The organism is Agriterribacter sp. (genome assembly GCF_035444585.1).
Lineage (GTDB): Bacteria > Bacteroidota > Bacteroidia > Chitinophagales > Chitinophagaceae > Agriterribacter.
Window position 1 is genome coordinate 1 of the sequence record NZ_DAOMOZ010000063.1, and the last position, 21,562, is coordinate 21,562.

Consider the following 21,562-nt stretch of genomic DNA (forward strand, 5'->3'; position numbering starts at 1 on the left):
GGTTTTTCCCGTATTTTCCAACAACGTATTCAATTACTTTCTGCCTGCCTTCATCATCAAAATCCGTATCAATATCGGGCATGCTTTTGCGGTCGGGATTCAGGAACCTTTCAAACAGCAGGTTGTATTTTATAGGATCAATATTGGTAATACCTATACAGTAGGCCACTACCGATCCGGCTGCAGAACCGCGGCCGGGCCCAACAAAAACGCCTATATCCCGGCCTGCTTTAATAAAATCACTCACGATCAGAAAGTAACCTGCAAAGCCCATGGATTTGATGGTGAACAGCTCAAAATTGAGCCGTTCTTCTATTTCAGGCGTCAGGGGGTCGTACCGTTTGTGCGCGCCTTCATAAGTGATATGCTTCAGGTATTCCCACTGGTTAAGCTTATTATCGTCGTGAACCTGGAATGCTTTGGGTATCGGGAAATTCGGCAGCAGGATATCCCGTTTCAGATCCAGCAGCTCTATCTTATCCACAATTTCGCCTGTATTGTATATCGCATCCGGCAGGTCGTGGAATACCTGTTTCATTTCCTGCGTGGTTTTAAAATAAAACTGGTCGTTGGGGAATGCGAAGCGTTTGTTTTTTACCGCGATATCATCATCCGAAAACTCACGCAGAGCCGGAGTAGCCTGCTTTTCGCCGGTATTGATGCAAAGCAGGATATCATGGGCATTAAAATCCTTCTGGTCAACATAATGAGAATCGTTGGAAGCAATGACCTTAACATTATACTTTTTTGCATATTTCAGCAAAATGTCATTTACTTTCTCCTGTTCGGGTATGCCATGCCGTTGCAGCTCCACGTAATAATCCTGCTGAAAAATGTTCAGCCACCATTTGAATTCATTTTCACCTTCCTCCTCTCCTTTCTTTAAAATGGTTTGCGGCACCAGGGCGCCCAGACAGCAGGTTGTGGCAATGAGCCCTTCATGGTATTTATGGATAAGTTCTTTATCAATGCGCGGATATTTGCTGTACATGCCTTCAATAAATCCCAGCGATGTGAGCTTTATAAGGTTGCGGTACCCGGTTTCATTTTTGGCTAATAATATCTGGTGATGCCGCGGGTCTTTTTCTTCCTTTGAAAATATTTTGCGGTGCCTGGTTTCTGTAATATAAAACTCACAACCCACAACAGGCTTCACTTTTAACGGGCTCTTTTTATCATCGGGGTTCACTTTGTGCTTATAGGCTTCGGCCACAAAAGCAAATACACCAAACATATTACCATGATCGGTAATAGCCAGGGCGGGCATTTCATCTTTGATTGCCTTCTGGTATAAGCTGCTGATAGACGCGGCGCCATCCAGTAAAGAATATTGTGTATGAACATGAAGATGGGAAAACTGGCTCATCGGGCAAATTTCGTAAAGTTGGAGCAACATTTAATTTCCCATTTTCCACATTCTCCATAACCAGCGGCCAGGCGCTTCTTTCGTTGCGTACCGGCCACTTTTCACATTTTCACATTTCCACATTTTCATATTCTCACATTTTCATATTTTCACATTCCAATAGCTTGCTGGTCTGGTTTTTGTGCCTTATCTTGCGAAATTAAAAATCACACGGCTTTGCGTTATCTTCTATTCCTTGCCGGGATCGCTTTTGTTGGCAGCAGTTGCAGCAGTTTAAAATCCACATCCCGGTCTTCGCATGGGGCTTCCCGTAATAACACCCAACAGCACGCTCCAAAATTCCTTAATGATATCGCCATCGGCAGTGATCCGTCTAAGGCTGCCGGGAGCAATGATGAAGGGGTTCCGCACATGCCGGAAAATTATAAATCATCGCAAACATATATGTTCCCTGCATTTAATATTGAACAGGGCGGGCCGCTCCAGTTCAAGTATGCCATAAAGATGAATGTGGAAGTAGAGCGGCTGGCAAACAGGGATCTGTACAAATTTATTGAAAGCTGGTGGGGCACACCTTACCGCATGGGCGGTTCCACACAAAAGGGGGTAGATTGCTCTGCTTTTACCCAAACGCTGATGTCGGTGATCTACAGGCTTCAGATTCCGCGAACCGCACGTGAGCAAAAAGCATCCAGTACTGTTATAGATGAGGACGAACTACGGGAAGGCGATCTTGTTTTTTTCAATACCCGCGGCCGCGGTGTTAGTCATGTGGGCATTTACCTGATGGATAATCAATTTGTACATGCTTCCTCTTCAAGCGGGGTAATGATCAGCAGCCTGAATGACAATTACTGGCACAAAAGATTCATCAACGCCGGCCGGGTAATAGACGAACAAACCGCCGCCGCGGCTACCCTGCGCAGCAGGTGATCCGGCACCCCGCCATTTGACACTATTGCTGTTCTTCGTGCTATTCGTCTTTTTGTATTGACCTCCTGCGAATACCATTCCAATGTATACCGCTTTTTTCAACTCCTGTTACAATTGCTTTGTTCTTATATAAAAATTCCTGTCGGCACTAAATGCAGCCCCTTCTCCTTTTTTTATTTTCAGCGTCTTCCATTTTTCTGTTGGACTGATCCATTTTTCGCCGCCAAAATTTATTTTCAAGGGCATATTAAATCCTTTTACACAATCAGTCCAGCGGTAGCTGAGCTTATTGCCGTTTATTTTATACTCCAGTACAGGTATTTGCGTGGTACGCACATACTGGTCAAATACTTTTGAAAGATCAATACCGGAGGTTTTGCTGATGTATTCCTCTATTTGCTTCCCGGTAACCGTTTGATGATAAAAGGTTTCATTCATACCCCGAAGCAGCATCCTGAAGGAAGAATCATTGTTTATGATCTGCCGGATCATATGCACCAGGTTACCCCCCTTGTAATACATGTCACCCGATCCTTCCTGGTTAACTCCGTAGGGACCTTCAATGGGCTTATCATTCCGGATCTTTTTTCTTGTGCCGATCACATAATCGTTTCCCGCTTCCGTTCCATACTCGCAATCTGTGAAAATCGTTTCGGAGTAATTGGCAAACCCTTCATGCACCCACATGTCGGCCACATCTTTGGTAGTAATATTGTTGCCAAACCATTCATGACCGCTTTCATGCACTATAATAAAATCCCATTTCAATCCCCATCCCGTTCCCGAAAGATCCGTTCCTCTATAGCCGTTGGCAAACCCGTTGCCATAAGCTACAGCGCTCTGGTGCTCCATCCCGAGATGTGGTGCTTCTATTAATTTATACCCGTCTTCATAAAAAGGATAAGGCCCAAACCAATGCTCAAAGCAATGCAGCATCTGCATAACCTGCCTGAATTGCAGCTTCGCTTTTTCCAGGTTGTACTCCAGCACCCAAAAATCACAATCCAGCGGACCTTTTTCTCCCTTGTAATCCTCATGCCAGTGGGCATATTTTCCGATATAGGGAATGATGTTGTAATTATTAATAGGGCTTTTCACCGCCCATATGTAAGTGGCCGTACCATCCCCGTTTTTTGTTTCACTTCTTAACCTGCCATTGGCTATTGCCGTTAGCGTATCGGGGACGATCATGCTTAAGGAGGCGCTGTCGGGCTCATCGCTTTGGTGATCTTTACAAGGATACCATACGCTGGCGCCCAATCCCTGGCAGGCCACGCTGATCCAGGGATTTCCTTCCTTATCTTTGCTCCATATCACTCCCCCGTCCCACGGGGGACGCAGCGCGGGGCGCGGGATGCCATGATAGTATACCGTGATCTTGTTTATTTGCTGTTCGTTTTGAGCAGCAGGTACCGCAACGAAATAAGTGTTATTTTCCCTGCGGAAAGAAAGGCTTTTATTGTTGTATAGTATACTGTCTATATCTAATCCCAACTGCAGATCTATCTGCATTTCTTTTGCGGGAGCCGACACTATTTTATAGGAAATGATATTATAACCGGTAATGCTCCTTTTGTTAAAATCAAAATGCACACTTAAATCATAATGGGTAACATCCCACCACGCCCGCTCCGGCGTTATGGTTCCGCGTAAAGTATCGGCACGGGTAAACTCCTGCTTTTGGTGCAGCGGCTGGGCCCGGGACGTGTACGACAAAACATGAATGATCAAAAGGGAAAGAACAAAGCGGTATCGCATTTTTTTCACACGGTCTGTTTTAAAAGCTAAATTTAGGACGTTTTATGAATTGCGGAGTTTAAATTACATGAATGAAGATGTACAAAGCGGTAAGTAGTAAGTGGTATGGGGTATGTGGTAAGAGGTATGAGGTGTGGGGTATGAGGTGTGAGGTATGGGGTATGAAATACGGGGTAAGTAAGTGGCTGGTTACTATAAGGATGCTCACTATTATTGCGTCAGGCTGCTTGCTGTTTTCCTGTGCCGGTAAAAAAGACCGGGATAAAAAAATATTTCACTATAACCAGCCCGAGGGCATCAGTTCCCTTGATCCTGCTTTTGCCAAAAACCAGGCCATCATGTGGGGCGTACACCAGTTGTTCAATACCCTGGTGGAAGTAGATGAAAAACTGCACATCAGGCCTTCTTTGTGCAAGCGATGGACGGTATCGGATGACAGGCTTACCTATACCTTTATTTTAAGAGATGATGTTTATTTCCACGACAATGCCGCTTTCCCCGGTGGCAAAGGCCGCAAAATGATCGCTGCCGATGTGGCTTACAGCCTGCAGCGCATTACCAATGCAGGCACCGCATCGCCCGGCGCCTGGATATTCAACAACAGGATTGATGCTACCAACGGATTTACAGCATTGAATGACACTACTTTTCAATTAAAGCTCATCCGCCCCTTTCATCCCATACTGGGCATTTTAAGCATGCAGTATTGCTCTGTTGTTCCCCATGAAGCGATAGAAAAATACGGTACGGCTTTCCGCAGCAATCCCTGCGGCACAGGCCCATTCCGGTTCACCCGCTGGGAAGAAGGACAGGTATTGCTGCTTGCCAGAAATGAAAAATACTTTGAGCGCGACAGCGCAGGCAACCGCCTGCCGTACCTGGATGGCATTAAAGTTTCCTTTTTAGACAATAAAGCCACTGAATTTCTTGAATTCACACAGGGCAGGCTCGATTTCATCAATGATATTGATGCCTCCTTTAAAGACGAAGTGCTCACTAAAAAAGGGGAGCTGAGAAAAGACTGGCAGGGAAAAGTAATATTGAGCAAACACAGCTTTTTAAACACCGAATACCTGGGTATTCTGGCCGATACTACGAATGAACTGGTGAAAAACCACCCGATTAAAATAAAAGCTGTTCGCCGGGCGATCAATTACGGGTTCGACAGACAAAAGATGATCATGTACCTGCGCAATTCACTGGGTACGCCGGCAGAGAGCGGGTTTGTGCCTGCAGGACTGCCTTCATACGACAGCTCAAAAGTGAAAGGGTACTATTACGATGTAGCCAAAGCAAGACAATTGCTGAAAGAGGCAGGCTTTCCCGACGGCAAAGGATTACCGGAAATCAAGCTGCTCACCATCCCGGTATATGCTGAGCTGGGAAGCTTTGTAGCCAAGCAACTGGAAGATATTGGCGTTAAGGTTCAGGTGGAAGTAGTACAGAAAAGTTTATTGCTGGAGCAAACCGCTAAATCGCAGGCCCTGTTCTTCCGCGGTAGCTGGATGGCAGATTACCCGGATGCCGAAAACTACCTCAGCGTGTTTTACGGTAAAAACCCGGCGCCGCCCAACTATACCCGTTATAAGAACGCGGCATACGACAGGTTGTATGAAAGCGCATTGCTGGAAGAAAATGATTCCATACGTTACCATATGTACAGGCAAATGGATAAGATGATCATTGCCGATGCACCTGTTGTTCCCTTATGGTACGACATGGTGATCAGGCTCATCCATCCCTATGTAAAAGACTTCCGTCCCAACAGCTTAAACCTGCTCGAATTAAGAAGCGTACGGATAGAAAAGTAAAAGAGAAACAATAACTTTATAAAACATCGCGTACAGGATTACGGTGCTTTGTATTCGGTCATTATCCTAAACAGATCTGCTTTATGAGAAATATATTATTACGTCTCCCGGCATTTATTGTTTTGTGCAATATCTTCTGCTGTGCCGCCACAGCCCAGCAACCGGATGGATACCGGTACGATCCTTCTTTTCAGCCTCAACAGCATACTATTGCAAACAAAATACAGTTTAACGGTTATACCAATCACTGGCGCGATGATTATAAAAAATGGGTGCGTTACGGCAACCTGTTTAAAATGAGTGTTCCGGAAATATCATCCACTATTATTCAAAATAAGATTGACATTGCAGAAGAGTTGCATGTGCCGGGATTGTGGATGCAGGAAGGGTTTATGCATGGTTTGCTCACTTCCGCTTACACCACCCTCGAAAATCCTGCTGCCGCACAGATCAACCAGGCTGCAGCACAGGGAAATGTACTGATCTTTACAGATTCGGCCTATGATGTGGCTGATCAATTCCATAAAGTTACTGCAAAGGATACGGTATGGGGCGAAGAATTAAAGAGCCACCAGTATAATGCAAAGGACTTTCAAAAGATCAATGCCTTTTACCTTGAAAAAGACAACAGGAAAATATTTGTTGTTGCCGCCCGAAACAAAGCATCAGCCAACCGCTTAAAAGAACTTATTGCAAATACGATCAGCATCGTGCAGCAATACGACCTGCACAAGGGATGGTTCGGCGCCGAAACCTTGTTGAAAAGTGTAACCTGCACGCCCGGTCATCCGCTGGAAGTGATAGGAAAAGGAATGAATGAAGGGAACGACTGGTTTGTGTTTGACGGCTATATGGATTTTTTGATGAAAGATGAGCTGGAAGGATGGGTTAAAGCATCAGGCGCTCCCATCGTTACGGATGTTGGCTTTTCGCCCATCTACGGATGCAGCGATTACAAGGGCTTACAGGTGCAGGATATGGGCGGCAGAGAAGCATGGATCAAATATGCACAACAAAAAGGCGGCTATGTGTTTCGCCCGGTATATGCGCCGCAAAGCGATGCCTATCATTATGATGGTTATATAGCCAATGCCGGGAACAAAGAGCAGATTGACAATGAAAATGTTCCTTTTATTTCCACCACCGGCCCGCTGATCGGCGATGCATTATCCGGTATGATATTATTTGTACAAAAAGGAGAAACCTTTACCAGGCAGAAAATGTGGGAAGCCATCCTGCAAAGAAAAGCAGTAGCCGTGCTGGAAGAAGGTAAGATGATGGGACCGGCCCGTTTCAGAAATGCGCTGCAAATGCTTTTATTGGACAGGGTTTTCCCCGAGGAATATTTCGGCGACCGCATTGACCTGCAGGCCAACATCGAAGGGTACACGCTGCAAATAATCATCAGCAACAGGTACCACCATGCGGTATCCGGCTCACTGAACATTGCGCTTCCGCCCGGAATAACGTGGGATCAGCCTGAGCCAGTAAGCGATATCGCATTGCCGGCAAACAGCACCAGAACCATTGCTGTTCCATTAAAGCCAACGGCTGCTGCCATGGACAAAACCAACCCCATTGCCCTGCAGTACAAATGGAACAACAAAACGAAACGCACTCTGGCCATACTGGACCTGCCGCCTGCCATATCGGTAAACCGCTTATTGTATGGTCATGCCCCTGTGGTTCAATACCCGGTAACGGTGCATAATTTTTCATCGGAAACTTCATTTCCCGTGCAGGTGCAGGTGTTTGAAAAGGGTAAAAAAGGCAAACCCGTTTTTTCTGCCTCTCAAAAAATAACCGCTGCTCCCGGCACCTGGCAGCAGATTGCTTTTGACCTGAAGCTACCTGCCGGCGATTATGATGTTAAAACATCTGCGTTAGGCACAACTTATACCAGCCAGTTGGGCGTTGGCAAAAAAGAAGGCCATGCCTATGCATACGAGCTCGACCTCAATGCCGATGGCATAAAAGAATACCGGCTCGAGAACGACAGCGTGCAGGTAACCCTCCTCGCAACCGGCGCCCGGGTAATTGAGTATATTGTAAAGAGCAGGAAAGACAATGTGCTCTTTAAACTATGGCCCGAAAAACCGGAGGACGATAAGCGTCCCTTCAGGAAGTATGGTTTTTATCCATACGGCGGATTTGAAGATTTTTTGGGACAGGCCAGTATGGAAACACACCAGGTATATGGTGCGAAGCTGGTAAAAAAAGAAGGTGACTATGTGCAGGTGATCATGAGCGCCGGCTATTTTGGTAACCGCCTGGAGAAAACATTTACACTCTACGGCAATTCTCCACTGCTGGAAGTGCGTTTTGCCCTGAACTTCATCAACCCGGAAGCCAATGTAATAGGTCCGCAGCCCATCCTGGAACTGGGCAAAGTGCATGGAACAGAGGATGTTTTTATTGCACCCGATAAAGACAGCATGCTATACGTACGGATGCGGCCGGAAGAATATTTTGGAAGGGTGATCAACTTAAAAGAAGGATGGAATGCTGGATACGATACCAAAGAAGACATCAGTTTTGTTGGCGCCTACCCTGTTACCCAACCCTTATTCCTGCACATGTGGATGAACCATCCCAGCAATGGGGAATCGCATTATTATTATACGGAGTTCCAGCCCTGGGTACCTATCATCCAAAAAACCACCATGTATTTTACTTATTACCTCTGGGGCGCCGGCGGCGGATGGGAAGAAAGCGTAAAAGCATTAAGAAAAAGAAATTTAATTACCGAACGATAATCATTCAAACCAATGAAACGCTTACTGCACAAATTGATGTTGACCATTGCTTTTTTGCCCGGCATATGCACCGCGGCAAATGCACAGGCATTGAAGCTTACGGATCTCGAATTAAATTATCCCAGTCCCGCCATTCCTTATTATCATATAAAAGCCGATCTCAGCCTGCCTTCCGCATCCATGATCGAAGTGGAAATGACGGTAAACGGAAAAACGCTGCGCTACACCGATCTTAGGCCCGAACATGATTTGGGCGACCTCAACTACCCGCATCTCACCAACCGGCCACCGTCCGGCTCGGGGCTTTCGCAGGATAATGTATTGTACCTGAATCCATCTGTTATTGGCTGGGTAAAATGGAATCCCGGTGAACAGTATGATGTTAAGCTCACGGTCCGCATGAAAAAGAATTTGCAGCATGCTAAAAATGACGTATTGCTTACCGTTAGTAAAAAAATAACGGCGCCTGCGGCAGCGGCTGTATATGATACCGCATGGAAAAAATACAAATCGGTAGTGCTGAGCGAAACGGCGGGGACAGACAGGAAAGCGGAGCCGGTAGAAGTGCTGCTTCCCTTTTATCCCGATGAAGTGCATGATCTGAAAAGAGAGATCCGCGTGGCGGCTTTTGACCCGCAAACACAGCGTGTAACGGAAATACCATCACAGGTATATGATATACAGGAATACCTGGTGGAAGACGACCTGGCACCGGGTAAAGACGGCAAACCTACCCGCGAAGTACCTGTATGGATGCCTACCGTAACGGCAAGGGTAGCTTTTTTAGCCGACGTACCAGCCAGGAGCAGCCGCGTATTTTTCGTGTTTTACGATAACAAAGATGCCATGGTGAAAACATATACCACCGATCTGCGGGTGCAGGGAGAAGCGCCCGGTTTACAGATAGAAAATGATTATTTATCGGTTGCATTGCATCCCAAATCGGGCCATTTTGACCAGCTTACTTTAAAAAGCAAGCCGCAATTTCCCTTTTATCACCGCAAAGAAACCAACGGCGCCATTCACTGGAACCCCGAAATATATACTCCGCCCGTGCCATGGACACATACATCCGACTGGGATCCGCCGGAGCATGTACGATCTTTAACCGGCCCCGTCATTGCCTTTAGCGATGTATGGGGGAGCCTGCGCGAGATCCCGCAGGTAGACGCTTCCGTTAGGTACGAATTCTTCCCCGGCAAGCCTTATTTCATCAGCACTACCAATTTACGGATCAATGAAACGGTTCAGAGTCTTGCGTTGCGCAATGCCGAAATCGTTTTTAAACGTGAGCTCATCACGCATGCTGCCTGGTATGATGTGATACGCGATTCGGTTATAGAATATGATGTAACCAAAATGCCCGATCTTACGGATGTAAAAATGCAGGACGATGTACCCTGGATAAGCTTTTACAACAAAGAAACAGGTGTGGGCTTTGCAGGCATACAGCTCAACTATTCCAACGCAGGACTGGAAAACCGGACAAGGTTATTGAACCCGTTCTTTTACATCACCGGAGGTCCCTGGATCTACTGGGCAAGGGCATTGTCGTTGAGCTTCCTGTCTTCCAACATGCAGCAAATGATACCCGTAATGAAAGGCAATTTCTTTACCGAAAAATGGGCCTACCTGCTGTATGAAACCGAAAAAGGCGCCAAGCCTTATGCGCCTGTACTCGACTGGCAGAAAAAGCTCACCCATCCGTTGCGCATACAACTGGTAGAGGAAGTGGATGATCGTGTATCCAAAAGCGTTACTGAATTGTATATCGAAAAAGGAAAGACCGGCTGGGAAGGAAGAGAAACGGGAAGGCACTGATTTGTAGCGGTCGGCACGCGACGAAGGAGGGTCAGACCGCGGATAGTAAACCCGCAGGAGTGAAGCGGAGGAATAAGCCAATTCAAAAGACGATCCACATTTCGATAAAAAGATTGCTTCGACCCTGTGACAAACTTACACAGTACTTTAATCTGTTTAGCGTCTCGTAATGGCGTTTACGAAATGATCAGCACTTAATTTTCGTTATGAAATCATATACCTTACTCCTGTTCATTTTTTCCTGCTATAGCGTATTGGCACAAGGCCCGGCACCGGTAGCTGATCCCTTACCGGTAAAGCGTTGTACCGATTTTACCATAACCGGCAAAGGAGAAAATGCGGAGTGGCAAAAAACGGGTTGGATAACCCTTGACCAGATAGATAAGGGCAAACAATACGAAACGAAATGTAAAATCCTGTACTCTGCTAAGGGCATATATGTATTGTTCAGAGGGAAAGATGAAAAAATCACCAGCACATTTGAAAACGATTTCGATAATCTTTTTAAAGCCGATGTGTTTGAAGTGTTCTTTCACCCGGATCCTTCAATGCCTTTATATTTTGAATACGAGATCAGCCCGCTGAATAAAGAGCTTGTGCTGTTGATCCCCAATTTAAAGAGCGGGGCCTATGGCTGGATGCCCTGGCATTACACCGGGGAACGTAAAGTAAAGAAAAACGTGCATATAGAAGGAGGTGTAATGCAACCCGGCGCAGCTATCCGTTCATGGAGTGCGGAATTGTTTTTCCCCTACAGCCTGCTCAGCCCTTTAAGCAATATTCCGCCAAAAAGCAGCACCGTATGGAATGCCAATTTTTGCCGGCTGGACTACGACAGCGGCAGCATGATCAAATGGTCGTGGTCGCCGGTTGAACGCTCATTTCATGAATTTAAAAAATTTCGTTCCATACGCTTTGAATAATGCGTTTGGTTTGCGCTTCAGGTATTGCAAAAAGCATTACATTTGCAGCCGCTTTAAAAGAGCAGTACCCGCCCGGGTGGCGAAACTGGTAGACGCACTACCTTGAGGTGGTAGCGCTGGAAACGGCGTGCTGGTTCGAATCCAGTCTCGGGCACAACATAGCCTGTAAATAATTGTTTTACAGGCTTTTTTAATTATTGGCACTTCCTTCCTGAACTTAATCCTTACTTTTATTCAAAGCACTGATTTCAGTATTTGTAATTGTATGAGAAAACTGATCCCCGTTTACATTTTATACCTGCTTGTTTCATGTACAGCTAAAAAGCAAGATGATACAACCCCAATTGAAGAGCCGCCTGTTTCGGGGCTCCCGGGGAAAGAGCTGGCGGTAGCGCATTGCAGCCGGTGCCACGCTTTTGTAGGTCCCGAGCTGCTAACAAAAAAAACCTGGAAAAAAAATGTGCTCCCGGCTATGGGGTTCCGTATGGGCATATACAGCGACGGATCACGGCCCGACAGTCTCTTCGACAAAGGCGCAAGCGGTGAAATTGTGCGCAATGCCGGTATCTACCCCGAAAGCCCTGTGCTGGCTAAAGCAGACTGGCATAAAATAGAACAGTATTTTATGGAGCATGCGCCGGATAGCATTCCGGATCCGCTTCGTAAAAGTCCAATCCGGATAGGACTGCGGCATTTCAAATACAAAGAACCATCCTTTTCTCGTCGTCCTTCGCTTACCACCATGGTGAAAATCCTTCCCGGAAGCCGGGGTATTGTTTACAATGACAGCAAAAGCAGGCGCAATATTTTAACCTTTTTGACTCCCGGTCTCAGCGAGGACTATAGCATAGTATTGCCTACAACCCCTGTTCAGTTCGATGAAAAGTTGAATGGGCTGTATCTCACCACTACCGGCAACGGGATTTTTCCAACAGATGCTCCCGTGGGTGCTGTGCAGCGATGGGTGAAAAACGGATCACAGCCGGGATATAAGCCGGAAGATTTCATTATTGGCAATCTACAGCGGCCGGTATGTATAGCTTACGGAGACCTGAACAAAGACGGACTTGAAGATATTGTGGTCTGCGAATTTGGCAACCAGACCGGGCGGTTGTCGTGGTATGAAAATACCGGAAAAGGAGGGTATAACAAAAGGGTCCTGCGCAATAAGCCCGGTGCCACCACGGCTATTATTAAGGATGTGAATAACGATGGGTTACCCGATATTTATGTGCTGATGACGCAGGGTGATGAGGGTGTTTTTTTATATGAAAACCAGGGATCGGGTAAATTTAAGGAAAAACGGCTGCTTAGTTTTTTGCCCCTGAACGGATCCCAGTATATTGAACTGGCGGATTTTAACAAAGACGGGTTTGATGACATTGTATACGTTTGTGGCGACAATGCCGACAAAACACCGGTATTAAAAAAATATCACGGCATTTATATCTTTTTGAATGACGGGAAATCCAACTTTACGCAATCGTATTTCTATCCAATGAACGGCGCTTATAAAGCAATGGTACGGGATTATGACCTGGATGGTGATTTGGATATTGCTGCCATTTCTTTCTTCCCCGACTATCTCCGCTATCCGGAAGAAAGCTTTGTTTACCTGGAAAATAAAGGGGATCTGCAATTCAACGATTATTCATTTCCCGAAGCTGCAAAGGGAAGATGGATCGTAATGGATGCAGGCGATGTGGACTCCGACGGCGATATTGATCTTGTGCTGGGCTCCTTTGTATATTTTTTACCGCAGGGCGACACCACCGGACTGGGTAAAAAATGGCTGCTTACCGGACCCTCTGTTGCTGTGCTGGAAAACACTACCCGGCAGGGCAGGGTGAAAGGGGAAAAATGAAGGTGATACGGAGAGCCGAAAGCGGTATCCTCAAAAAGACAATCGTAAAAATACCGGGGATCAACGGTTTGTCGTAATTCCATTACAAAACAAAGGCATGATATTCTATTTTTTGGGGCAGGCACATGCATTTCCTTTGAGGAATCCATTCATCCTAAAAAACCTAATCTTATGTCCTTAACCGTAGCTCAATTTTCTGCACTTTCTGAAATTCAACAACTCGAACTCATCGTTAAAAAAGCTGTGATACTTGGCGAGAGAAGAGATAATATTTTTGAGTATATTCTCTATGATATTGATGGGTTGTATGTGGAAGAAATACGTGGCATTCATTATTCCGACTGGTATCGGTATACTGCCATCGACGACATGGACCTTGCGCTTCCCTACACAGAAGAAATACAGGTGGTGTTTGAATAAACTTTACGCCGTAAAATCAATGTTTCATCCAGGCATAGGTTTCGCAACCCGGCCCCGCCGCTTTGCAATGCCTGTGCCTGATTGCCATTTGCCCCTCATGTATTGTGCAGCAACCCATTGGGCTGCCGGCAATTTATTTTTTTTAAATGGGGCTGTCTCAAAAGTTATGTTTTGCCACTAAGACCCGCCTGAACCGGACGGGGCAGGCACTAAAACACGAAGAAAATAAAATCTGAAGATCAGGGCTTTATGTCTTAGTGTCTTTGTGGCATATCTTCTACCTGATAAAGACGGGCAGGGATTTGAACTGGCATTGTTCTTAATACCGGTAAATTATTCCCTCCCACCCCAATCCGTTATATTTGTTCCATACCGTATGATTTTCTCCGGATCCCGCCAATCTCAATACTGCATGTGGTACAATTTTGTAAATATCTTCTTCTTTGTATTTCATACCCTGTTTACCTTGTTCAATATAACAGGCTGGATTTTTAAACGCACCCGGAAACTGCATTTGATCACACTCACCCTCACGGCCTTCTCCTGGTTTATACTCGGTATCTGGTATGGCTGGGGATATTGCATTTGTACAGACTGGCATTGGGCAGTGCGGGAAAAACTGGGCTACCACGACCATTCTAATTCTTATGTCCATTTCCTCATACTTCAACTAACAGGAGCCGATCTGAACCCCGGGCTGGTAGAGAATGGTACACTGCTGGTTTTTGTACTGAGCTTTGCGTTAAGCATCGCGTTAAATATAAGAGATCGTCACCACCGCAAAAAAATGAAAAGAATTGTATGACAATGAGCTCCGCAGGATGCATTTCACCGAAGGGGTTATGATTTATAACGCTATGAATGATTGGTGCTAAGATAGACCCTTCCCTGCCTGCTCTTTAGTCGTCACCACCTACGCGAAGCAAAGCAGCGCAACAATCCAAACTTTTATTGCGGTAATGGGGATTCCGCCCGCCTCTCGCGGCTCATCTCCGGTGAAACGATAAACGAAAAACAGAAAAACCGCGCACATTCTCTCATTCACTTCTCACCATTCACCCTCTCACTTTCACCTTTCACCATTCATATTAACTTTTGTACATATTCATCCCTCCTCCATACCCCCGGACTAAAAGGCATAAAAAAGGGGCAGCATAAAAATGCACCCCGTTTTTAAAATCCAATATCCTATGAAAAACCTGAACAAATATATTATGCCATTTTGAAAGCAAAGAGGGTTTGCCGTTCTTTTTAGTATTCGGTATTTTTCCCGGTGTAATCAGCAGAAAAACGGGTATTATTTTTTCTTTGCCGGGGTCAGAATTTGGAGAAAAGCTCCATGAATTCCTGCCGGCGGCTGCGGGAAATCGTAATATTGTCGTCGTTATCCATAACAATATAGCCCCCCTCTCCCCGGATAAACTTTTTTACATGATTGATATTGATGAGAAAAGAACTGTGTACGCGGTAAAAATCGGCGCCTCCGAGCGTTTCGTCCAATTCCTTGAGCACTCTTGATACCATGATCTTTCTGCCGCCGGTAAGCACAACATTGGTATAATTGCTTTCGGCTTTGCAATAAATGATATCTCCTGTGGCTACAAATATTAACCCGTCGCCGGCAGTAAGTGCAATGCGGGGCGGAGTTGATTTCGGAGACTGGCTGATATGCTGCAGCAAAAGAGCGAACTGCTCCCTGCTCGGGATGGCTTTTTTTTCTTCCACCCTTTGGATAGTTGCTTTAAGATCATCGGGATCAACCGGCTTCAATAAATAATTCAGCGCGGCATACTTGAACGCTTTTATGGCAAACTGGTCGTAGGCGGTGCAGAACACTACTTCAAAAGACAGATTTTTAACCTGCTCCAGCATATCAAAACCATTCATCCGCGGCATTTCGATATCAAGGAACACCACATCGGGCCTATGCCTGTAAATGGCTTCAATACCTTTTTCGGCGGTATTACACATGGCCACGGCCTCCGCCTGCGGGCAATAGGTTTTGAGCAGCCATTCCATCATTTCAAGCGCATTCGTTTCGTCATCTACCAGCACACATTTTATCATGTCAGCTATTTTTAAATTTCATCTACAGGGATATTCAAGACCACTTTGGTTCCCAGTGGTTCCCCCTCCTCATCTTTCATATCTTCAATATCAACCGAAGCATCAAGCCCTGCCTGCCGGCTCAGCAATACCAGCCTGCTTTCAGTGAGCTGCATCCCAAGCGATTTTCTTGAAGAGGCCGTTTTGCTTTTCAGTTCCTTCGCCTTCTCCCTCCCCACTCCATTATCTTCAATGATACACTGAAGTATATCATCTCCTTTACGACTGATATGAACAGACAAACAGCCTTCTGTTGATTTGTGCAAAAGTCCGTGCCAGATGGCATTCTCCACATAGGGTTGTATGATCAGCGGGGGCACATATATGCTTTCGGGGTATACTTCTTCCGTAAAACTGATATCACAGGTGAACTTTTTTTCAAACCGGATGCTTTCCATTTCAATATACAGCCTCAACGCTTCCAGTTCACTGGCCAGGGTAATGGATTTGTTATTTGAATTATCCAGTATCAGTCGTATAAGGCGCGCAAACCTGGTAAGGTATAATGATGCCGTTGCCTGGTCGCTTTTTACAATGTAGCGGTTGATGGAATTAAGACAGTTAAAAATAAAATGAGGATTCATTTGCGCCCTTAAAGCCTGCATTTCAGCATCTGCCATTTTTTGCCTGGTATTCATTATAATGGATTCGGCCCTGGCCTTTTCGCTGTCGGCTTTTGTTTTTATGATCTTATTGGCGCAAAGTGAAGCAATGGTGGTAAGAATAGACAAATGTTTCTGCGTAAAAAAACCTTTCCTGGAGTGGCCGCAACAGATCACCCCCCAAACTTCTTCATCGGTAATGATTGGAACGGCAATCTCTGAAAAAAATGCCCCCACACTATCCCTGTACCGGGGATCTTTGGTTGAGTCATAGATAATTTCGGCCCTGCCGCCGGCAACCACAGCAGCGGCAATTCCGTTTCCATCGGCTATCTTAATGGGCTGGCTTAACACAGCGCCCGGACTGTGCCCTGCTTTTGGTCTTAAAACATGCTGTATCTTATCCACGGTGTAGATAATGCAATCATCAAAACGAAGTCTGCTTACTGCATTTTTTACAATGTTATGTAAAACAACGCCTGTATCATTTGTTTCGTAAATGCTGGATGAGAAGTAATTAATAGCCTGCGCGGTTTCAAGCTCATCTTTATGAGCGTTTATTTTGCGCCTGTGATTTACAATCGCCTTTGTTACTATTGCTGCTATCAGCAAAATACACAATGCGATAAACCACCACGTCATCCAGAAGGGCTTCAGTATCTGGAAAGCCAGTGTATTGTTTGCTTTTTTCCAGTCAACCTGGTTCAGGCTGGCTTCCATTTCAAGCAGGTATTTTCCCGGGGCCAGCGATGAGAAACGTACAATATTACCATTGCCAATCTCTTTCCATTCTGTATCAAGCCCGTTTAATTTGTACCGGTACCTTACCTTTTCCGGGTTATTGAAATATACAGCTCCAAACACTACCCCCATCGACCTGTCGGAATAATTGACGGGGCCCAATGTATCAAATGCGTACATGGAATAGTCCATGTTGCCAATTCTTGCTTTGCTTATATATGCTTCAAATGACTGGTAAGGAGCTGAGAAAGTTTCAGGCTGCCAGTAATTGATGCCATTCAACCCGCCGAAATACAGGATCCCGTCTCTGTCGCGGAACCAGCTGTTGCTGTTAAAGCCATAGCCCTGTATATTATCCGATCGGTCAAAAAGATTCAGTTTTGAAGTATGGGGATCAAAACGGTATATGCCATTTTCGGAGCTGGCCCAAATGATACCGTTCCGGTCCTGGTAAACAGTATACAAACCGATATTGTCGAAAACACCGGTTAATTTTTTACTGGTTACCTTTCCATTGTTATAACGGAGAATGTACAAGCCTTTGGTGGCCGAAAACAACAGCCCGTTATCCTGCATCATAAAACCGCTGAAGCCGTGGGTAATTACATTGCTTTTAAAATCTTCAGGCACTTCCAGCAAATAATCCAGTGATGCATTAAAACAGTGTACGCCCGTTGTAGTTGCAATCCATACGATACCATCCGTTCCCTGTGCGCAAAAGCTCGCAGATGCGTTCCGGATTGCCGGGTCGTTCAGCCGGCGTAAACGGTATGTTTTTCCATCCAGCACATATACGGCATCCCGGGCAGCAATAAGATGGTCGCCATTGAGAAGCGTTACCATGTCGTTTACAAAATCCCTTTCGCTTATCCGCCGGGTTTCATATGAGTCGTACTCCGGCCGTCTGTATTGCTGTGTTTTAATATCAAACAGCCACAGCCCCTTATTGGTAGGGCCCAGTATCAGGTACCTGCCGTCGTACACCATTCCTCTTATAGACTCATGGCTTAGTCTGCTGTCATCATTTTTAGCGGGAGGAAAAAGCCTCCACTTGCTTTCGCTTTTTTGCCAGCATGCAAATCCATAGCCGGTGGCTATCCACAGGTCTCCTTTCTCATCCTGTATGATCTTTCGCACATCGTTGATGTTGGCAGAGATCTCATCATTCATCTGCCTTATTTTAATCAGTCCCATTGGCTGGTTCCTGAAGGCGAAACGTGCAATCCCATCTGTTGTGGCTATCCATGCATAACCTTCCGCTTCATCATAAAAGATAAAGCTGGCGTATTCATTGGTAGCTACTTTTCTGCCATTGAGAAAAAAATTCTGCTTTAAAAATTGCTTTTTTGCTGCGTCGTATTCAAATATCCCATCGGAGGAGGCCACCAGAAAACGGGAAGGTGAAATGGCTGCCATGCTTCTTAAGCTAAAGGGGCCCTGCAGACCATTGCCGAGTGTGGCAGTGGTGATTTTCCGGGTTGAGAACTGGTACCATTGCGCGTCAAAATACCGTGTGCTCACCAGCGCACTGTCTTCACTTACAGGATAAATACCATAAAGCTGCCCCCCCGCCAGGCTGTCTGTTTTACCGGTTTTAAAATGATAGCGATAAATGAACTCGCTATTGTGCACGAACAATACATTTTTGTACAGCACACAAACATCCGTCTCCAGACCGGTAAACGGCTGCGGACGGTCTTCAACCAGGGAAAACCGCTGCGTAGTATGGTTGAACCGGAAAAAGCCCTTATTGGTAAGCAGCCAGATATCCCCACCCGGCAATTCGGTAACGGGACCCATTTTAAGTCCTTTTTTCCCCCCTTCAATGGACACCGGGTTAAAGGTTCCCGTTCTTTCTGAAAAAAGAAACACTTCTTTATCCGAGCAAACCCAAATATGACCTTTCTGGTCGCAAAGCATACTGTTGACCCTGGGAGAGGGTCTGAAATTCTGCACGTCCTTCCCGTCAAAGCTTTGCACCTGCGACCGGTATAAGATCCAAAGCATGCCCTTTTGATCCTTATCCATAGCTGTTATGGCATCGGGACGGATACCGCTCGGATAATCGAAGATCTGAAGATGGTATTCCGGTAATTGTGCTTTCGCTGTAACGAAAAGGAACAAAAAGCCCATCACAACACACACGCTTCGGGTATTACTGATCGTTATCAAATTACTGCTGTATTAAGTCTGAAAGGAATAATTCACAGGACTTCCAAGGACTTCCAACCCCGAAAAATAGATGATTGTTGCGTAACCTGCAATATTTTTTAGTATTTGCCCGGTTTATTGAGTAATCTGATGGTTTACAAATCCGTAGCCTGTAAATGGTAATGATTTTATCTGGCTAAGCATCTCTTTTGAACTCTTTAAGAACTTCCCGGAGCTGGCGAAGCGGCGGTTCAAAACTTTCTTTATTTTCCATATAGATCGTTGCAAAGCACGACACAATTGCAACAATAAAAATCCCTGTTGCGGCTTTCATGTATTGCGCAGCCCCCGGGCACAAACAGCCTGAACAGGAGAAAAATGCCGATCGCGCTGCTGAGCGGTATAAGAATGAGTTCGTACCGCTTTTTAAATTTATAAAAATCCTGCAACAGGTCATGCTGCTTCAGCACATAATTATAACATCCCCGCTTTCATTTATACTAATAAGTATCAGACAGGAAGGAAAAGCTACATTTTTTTCAACTTTTATATTTGTTTACGCAGCATAATCATATCTTTTAGTTGTATACCATGCTCATAAATGGGTTGTGGGTAATTGCTTATAAAAAAATCTTTCTTTATATCAAAAACTTCAAACCCGTTTTTTTCATAAAAGCGCAGCTGCCTTGTACCGGTATCGGCTGTACCCACGATAATTTCTCTGTACCCGGCTTCTCTTGCCCTGGCTATGGCATCATCAATAAGCAACCTGCCAATGCCCCTGTTCTGAAAGGCTTCAGCTACAGCTATGTTTTTAATTTCGGCAGTATCCTTATTTACCTGCCGGAGTACATACACGCCTATGGATTCACCACCATTTGCTTTTATCGTATATATACCGGAATCATGAATATACTTATCAATGGCATCGGTGGTTTCGTCTGCCAGTAGCAGCAAATGATAGGGTATGCTGTCCTTGTCAGATATTTTTTCTATACGCATATGGCTGGTTATCCTTAAAAATGAACAGGTTTCGCTTCCTTCGCAGCTATGGAGGAAAGGTATATCCATCCAATAAAAAAAAGCTGCAGCGGCACCCTGTACCACAAATAGTGTAAGCCTTCTCCGTTAAAGGTTGCCGTTTCCATATTTACATGATGTATGGCTGCATAGATGTTCACAGGGAGTATGAGCATAAAAAAAACGATGAGCAGCCAGCCGGTCAATACTTTGAACTTTGGCAATTGCAACCCGATTGCGGCCGCTATTTCTATAAACCCGGTAAAATAAACGAGTTCCGTTTTGAAAGGAATAAATGCAGGCATCATCATTGTCATCCCTTTGGTAAACATAAAATGGCCTATGGCTGTAAGCACGAGCATTACCGACATGCCGATCCTGGCCGACAAAGCAAATTTATATTCCTTCCGGACGAGCTTTATAATAAAAAACGACAGTACCGATACCGTGAGCAAAGTAATTTCGATTTCCATACCTTTTTTCTGCAAAGCTCTGTAACCCGGCCTCATGAAACAATGAACCCGGGTTAATAAATCCGTTTGCGGATCCTGCTTAAGGCCTGCGGGGTAATACCAATGTAAGAGGCTACGTATTTTAACGGGATCTGCTGAATTAAGCGGGGTTGTTCCGTAAATAATTTTAAATACCGTTGTTCCGCCGTATCGCTTAACAGTGAGAGCTCTCTTTTAAGGATGTCAAGATACAGACGCTCGCCTGCATATCTTCCAATAAAATTACCAATTTCCGTTTGCCGGTAAACTTCCTGCAGGTCGTTGTACGACATACGCCAAAGCATAGCGGTTGTAAGCGTTTCAATATGATAAACAGGGGGCGTTTGTGTAAGAAAAGAATCATAGCCGCTTACAAATTCGTTGGCAAAAGCAAAATAAAAAGTCAGATCATTTTCTTCTTTGGGTATATAGAAACGAACGATCCCTTTTTCTATAAAGGAAAGATAGTTTTCTGTTTGGCCTGCTTTCAAAAGCAAATGGCGTTTGGGAAATTCCTGCCGGGTAAGCCTGGAAGAAAAAAACAACCAGTCGCTGTCTGTAAGAGCAGTTATGCTTTCAAAGTATTTCCGGATCTGTTCCATTTCCCTGGTTTGCATTACAAGTGCTAAAGGTATTGATTATGAAACAGAGGACAGCATCTCAGTCTAGCAATGTAGAACATCTGCAGTATGGCCCAACCAGCAACCCACCGCCACCGTGACGAGGAAGGGGCTGACTCCGCTGCGGTCAATGCAGATGCTTCCTGCGTCAGCATGACAAGCAGCAGAGCTTTGTTCGG

The 21,562-nt window shown here is 45.3% G+C and carries 15 protein-coding genes and 1 tRNA gene; 9 read left to right on the forward strand and 7 right to left on the reverse strand.

Annotation, left to right across the window (positions count from 1 at the left end; genetic code table 11):
• Window positions 1-1,366: DNA polymerase III subunit alpha (gene dnaE / locus PLH26_RS08960; RefSeq protein WP_324585674.1), on the reverse strand; the 1,366-nt coding region annotated here is incomplete at its 3' end.
• Between the two features lie 216 nt (window positions 1,367-1,582).
• Here dnaE and PLH26_RS08965 point away from each other — a divergent pair.
• A complete protein-coding gene (locus tag PLH26_RS08965; protein WP_324585675.1) occupies window positions 1,583-2,299 on the forward strand; it encodes a C40 family peptidase in 717 nt (238 codons plus the stop codon).
• Between the two features lie 108 nt (window positions 2,300-2,407).
• Here PLH26_RS08965 and PLH26_RS08970 read toward each other — a convergent pair whose 3' ends face one another.
• Window positions 2,408-4,057 carry a M1 family metallopeptidase gene (locus PLH26_RS08970; protein ID WP_324585688.1) on the reverse strand — a complete coding sequence of 550 codons (1,650 nt, stop codon included), beginning with the start codon at window positions 4,055-4,057 and terminating at the stop codon, window positions 2,408-2,410.
• 71 nt (window positions 4,058-4,128) lie between these two features.
• Here PLH26_RS08970 and PLH26_RS08975 point away from each other — a divergent pair, with 71 nt between their 5' ends.
• The 8 genes from PLH26_RS08975 (at window position 4,129) to PLH26_RS09010 (ending at window position 14,457) form a co-directional block, all read left to right on the forward strand.
• Complete coding sequence (locus PLH26_RS08975) at window positions 4,129-5,868, forward strand: ABC transporter substrate-binding protein (protein ID WP_324585676.1); 1,740 nt, start codon at window positions 4,129-4,131, stop codon at window positions 5,866-5,868.
• An 83-nt stretch (window positions 5,869-5,951) separates the two neighbouring features.
• Complete coding sequence (locus tag PLH26_RS08980; RefSeq protein WP_324585677.1) at window positions 5,952-8,624, forward strand: hypothetical protein; 2,673 nt, start codon at window positions 5,952-5,954, stop codon at window positions 8,622-8,624.
• A gap of 12 nt (window positions 8,625-8,636) precedes the next feature.
• Window positions 8,637-10,445, forward strand: coding sequence for a hypothetical protein (locus PLH26_RS08985; RefSeq protein ID WP_324585678.1), 1,809 nt, complete (start codon window positions 8,637-8,639; stop codon window positions 10,443-10,445).
• Between the two features lie 206 nt (window positions 10,446-10,651).
• Complete coding sequence (locus PLH26_RS08990) at window positions 10,652-11,368, forward strand: carbohydrate-binding family 9-like protein (RefSeq protein ID WP_324585679.1); 717 nt, start codon at window positions 10,652-10,654, stop codon at window positions 11,366-11,368.
• 70 nt (window positions 11,369-11,438) lie between these two features.
• Window positions 11,439-11,522 (forward strand) — tRNA-Leu (locus PLH26_RS08995).
• Window positions 11,523-11,633: 111 nt separating this feature from the next.
• A complete protein-coding gene (locus PLH26_RS09000) occupies window positions 11,634-13,232 on the forward strand; it encodes an FG-GAP repeat domain-containing protein (RefSeq protein WP_324585680.1) in 1,599 nt (532 codons plus the stop codon).
• 171 nt (window positions 13,233-13,403) lie between these two features.
• Window positions 13,404-13,652, forward strand: a complete 249-nt coding sequence (locus PLH26_RS09005) for a hypothetical protein (protein WP_324585681.1) — start codon at window positions 13,404-13,406, stop codon at window positions 13,650-13,652.
• A gap of 412 nt (window positions 13,653-14,064) precedes the next feature.
• Window positions 14,065-14,457 (forward strand): DUF2784 domain-containing protein, encoded by a 393-nt coding sequence (locus PLH26_RS09010; protein ID WP_324585682.1) that lies wholly within the window; start codon window positions 14,065-14,067, stop codon window positions 14,455-14,457.
• A 512-nt stretch (window positions 14,458-14,969) separates the two neighbouring features.
• Here the strand turns inward: PLH26_RS09010 and PLH26_RS09015 are convergent.
• The 5 genes from PLH26_RS09015 to PLH26_RS09035 all read right to left on the reverse strand — a co-directional run bounded on the left by PLH26_RS09015 (window position 14,970) and on the right by PLH26_RS09035 (window position 21,365).
• Window positions 14,970-15,719: a LytR/AlgR family response regulator transcription factor gene (locus PLH26_RS09015; protein ID WP_324585683.1), complete on the reverse strand. Its 750-nt coding sequence runs from the start codon at window positions 15,717-15,719 to the stop codon at window positions 14,970-14,972.
• Between the two features lie 11 nt (window positions 15,720-15,730).
• Window positions 15,731-19,273, reverse strand: coding sequence for a histidine kinase (locus PLH26_RS09020; protein WP_324585684.1), 3,543 nt, complete (start codon window positions 19,271-19,273; stop codon window positions 15,731-15,733).
• Between the two features lie 525 nt (window positions 19,274-19,798).
• The gene (locus PLH26_RS09025; RefSeq protein WP_324585685.1) at window positions 19,799-20,254 is read right to left on the reverse strand and encodes a GNAT family N-acetyltransferase; all 456 of its coding nucleotides are present in this window, start codon (window positions 20,252-20,254) and stop codon (window positions 19,799-19,801) included.
• A 14-nt stretch (window positions 20,255-20,268) separates the two neighbouring features.
• A complete protein-coding gene (locus tag PLH26_RS09030; protein ID WP_324585686.1) occupies window positions 20,269-20,745 on the reverse strand; it encodes a DoxX family protein in 477 nt (158 codons plus the stop codon).
• A 53-nt stretch (window positions 20,746-20,798) separates the two neighbouring features.
• Window positions 20,799-21,365, reverse strand: a complete 567-nt coding sequence (locus tag PLH26_RS09035) for a Crp/Fnr family transcriptional regulator (protein ID WP_324585687.1) — start codon at window positions 21,363-21,365, stop codon at window positions 20,799-20,801.
• Window positions 21,366-21,562 lie beyond the last annotated feature (197 nt).

What these genes read in the sequence shown, in the direction of transcription:
- PLH26_RS08970 (WP_324585688.1), bottom strand. Translation starts at nt 4,057, where the DNA reads ATGCGATACCGCTTTGTTCTTTCCCTTTTGATCATTCATGTTTTGTCG.
- PLH26_RS08975 (WP_324585676.1), top strand. Translation starts at nt 4,129, where the DNA reads ATGAAGATGTACAAAGCGGTAAGTAGTAAGTGGTATGGGGTATGTGGT.
- PLH26_RS08980 (WP_324585677.1), top strand. Translation starts at nt 5,952, where the DNA reads ATGAGAAATATATTATTACGTCTCCCGGCATTTATTGTTTTGTGCAAT.
- PLH26_RS08985 (WP_324585678.1), top strand. Translation starts at nt 8,637, where the DNA reads ATGAAACGCTTACTGCACAAATTGATGTTGACCATTGCTTTTTTGCCC.
- PLH26_RS08990 (WP_324585679.1), top strand. Translation starts at nt 10,652, where the DNA reads ATGAAATCATATACCTTACTCCTGTTCATTTTTTCCTGCTATAGCGTA.
- PLH26_RS09000 (WP_324585680.1), top strand. Translation starts at nt 11,634, where the DNA reads ATGAGAAAACTGATCCCCGTTTACATTTTATACCTGCTTGTTTCATGT.
- PLH26_RS09005 (WP_324585681.1), top strand. Translation starts at nt 13,404, where the DNA reads ATGTCCTTAACCGTAGCTCAATTTTCTGCACTTTCTGAAATTCAACAA.
- PLH26_RS09010 (WP_324585682.1), top strand. Translation starts at nt 14,065, where the DNA reads ATGTGGTACAATTTTGTAAATATCTTCTTCTTTGTATTTCATACCCTG.
- PLH26_RS09015 (WP_324585683.1), bottom strand. Translation starts at nt 15,719, where the DNA reads ATGATAAAATGTGTGCTGGTAGATGACGAAACGAATGCGCTTGAAATG.
- PLH26_RS09025 (WP_324585685.1), bottom strand. Translation starts at nt 20,254, where the DNA reads ATGCGTATAGAAAAAATATCTGACAAGGACAGCATACCCTATCATTTG.
- PLH26_RS09030 (WP_324585686.1), bottom strand. Translation starts at nt 20,745, where the DNA reads ATGGAAATCGAAATTACTTTGCTCACGGTATCGGTACTGTCGTTTTTT.
- PLH26_RS09035 (WP_324585687.1), bottom strand. Translation starts at nt 21,365, where the DNA reads ATGGAACAGATCCGGAAATACTTTGAAAGCATAACTGCTCTTACAGAC.